The sequence below is a fragment of the Leisingera sp. F5 genome (genome assembly GCF_001593695.1).
This window is the reverse complement of the sequence record NZ_LUKH01000744.1, coordinates 1-1,751: the sequence shown is the minus strand read 5'-3', so window position 1 is coordinate 1,751 and position 1,751 is coordinate 1. Positions and strand designations below refer to the sequence as shown.

Sequence of the window (1,751 nt, the reverse complement as noted above, 5' to 3'; positions counted from 1 at the left end):
CTCGCTGACCGCCCCTTTGGCGTCCAGAGTCTCCGTCTTTACGCCCAGCATCTGCATCTTGGCGTCGTTGGAGTAGGTGACAAAGCCGCGGTCGACCACGGCGGAGGAGCCGGGAATATCTGTCAGCGCCGCCGCAATCATGCCGCCGGTGCAGCTTTCGGCGGTGGCAATGGTGAGACCTGCCACCTTTGCCTGGGTGATCAGCTTTGCCACATCCACACTCATAATCCCAGTACCCCGTGCGAGAAGCCGGCCAGCAGGGCAACGCCGATGGCGGCCATGATGCCGGCGATGACATCATCCATCATAACACCAAACGGGCCTTCCTGGCGATCTGCCCAGCCGACAGGGCCCGGTTTCCAGATGTCGAACAGGCGGAACAGCAGGAACGCGCTGATCCAGCCGGGCCAAAGTGCGGTGATAGGAATGCCATGCGCCCAGGCCGGATAGGAGATGGCCCAAAGCGCGATCCACTGGCCTGCGACCTCATCCACCACGATTTCCGACGGGTCGTGGTCAGCGCTGCCCGCGGTCATTACCTTGGTGGCCCAGATACCGGCGGGAATGCTGGCCAGCGTTGCCAACGCCAGCAGAGGGAAGCCGCCCAGCTGGTGCAGCCCGTAGGCCAGCGGCAGCGCGGCCAGCGAGCCCCAGGTGCCGGGGGCGGGGCGCAGATAGCCAACGCCGCAGACGGTGCCGATTGCTTGCGCCGGGGTCATGCCTTCACCAGGGCGGCAGTTGCCAGTGCCGCGATGCCCTCGCCGCGGCCGGTGAAGCCGAGGCGTTCGGAGGTGGTCGCCTTGATCGAGACACGGTCCGCATCGATGCCCAGGATTTCGGCCATCACTTTGCGCATCTTTGCAGCGTGAGGGCCGACCTTGGGGTATTCACAAACGAGGGTGCAATCGACATTCGACAGGGTGAACCCCATCTCGCGCGCCAGGTTGGCGGCGTGGCGCAGGAAGATCTCGCTGGCGGCGCCTTTCCACTGCGGGTCTGAGGGCGGGAAATGCTGGCCGATGTCGCCGCGCGCCAGGGCGCCATAGATGGCGTCGGTCACCGCGTGCATGCCGACATCGGCGTCGGAGTGGCCCTGCAGGGTTTTCTCATGCGGGATTTCCACCCCGCAAAGGATCACGCTGTCACCGGGGCCGAAGCGGTGCACGTCGTAGCCATTGCCAAGCCTGATGTCCATGTCAGCTCCCAGAATGCGGCCCGCCCGGGTGAAATCCTCGGGGCGGGTGATTTTGATATTGTCCGGCTCGCCCGGAATGATGCGGACGTCAAGTCCTGCGGCGCGCGCCACCTCCACGTCATCCGCGGCGCCGCCAGGATGGGCCTTATGGGCGGCAAGGATGGCGTCATAGCGAAAGCCTTGCGGGGTTTGCGCCGCAAACAGTCCGTTGCGGTCCTGAGTTCCTGTGACAGTGCCGTCTGTTCCAGTCCACAAAGCATCCGTAACGGCAAGTGCAGGAGCTGCAGCAGATGTCTCGTCCAAGGCGTTGATAATGTTGTGGATCAGGTCGGTGCCGACGCAGGGTCGGGCGGCATCATGGATCAGTACCTTGTCCACATAATGCGGCTTCAGCGCTTGCAAGCCGTTCATGACGGAGGCTGCACGCTCAGCACCGCCTTCGGCCAGGATCAGGTCGGGTTTGCCGGAGAATTCTTCCCAGGCTTCCTGATCAGCAGCAGAAAGGACAAGCACGGTGAGGTCCACGCCCGCCTTTTCAAAGGCTTCGAGGGTCCAG

At 63.8% G+C, this 1,751-nt stretch carries 3 protein-coding genes; all 3 read right to left on the bottom strand.

The features are described 5' to 3' along the window. A partial coding sequence (locus A2I95_RS35465) for a CinA family protein (protein WP_291737247.1) occupies positions 1-219 on the bottom strand: 219 nt, incomplete at its 3' end. Positions 220-221: 2 nt separating this feature from the next. Then, positions 222-719: a phosphatidylglycerophosphatase A gene (locus A2I95_RS35460; protein ID WP_291737246.1), complete on the bottom strand. Its 498-nt coding sequence runs from the start codon at positions 717-719 to the stop codon at positions 222-224. After that, a partial coding sequence (gene ispF / locus A2I95_RS35455; protein WP_291737245.1) for a 2-C-methyl-D-erythritol 2,4-cyclodiphosphate synthase occupies positions 716-1,751 on the bottom strand: 1,036 nt, incomplete at its 5' end. The genes ispF and A2I95_RS35460, both read right to left, overlap by 4 nt.

Bases quoted from the DNA above. Each gene is read 5' to 3' on its own strand.
- A2I95_RS35460 (WP_291737246.1), bottom strand. From the start codon at position 719: ATGACCCCGGCGCAAGCAATCGGCACCGTCTGCGGCGTTGGCTATCTG.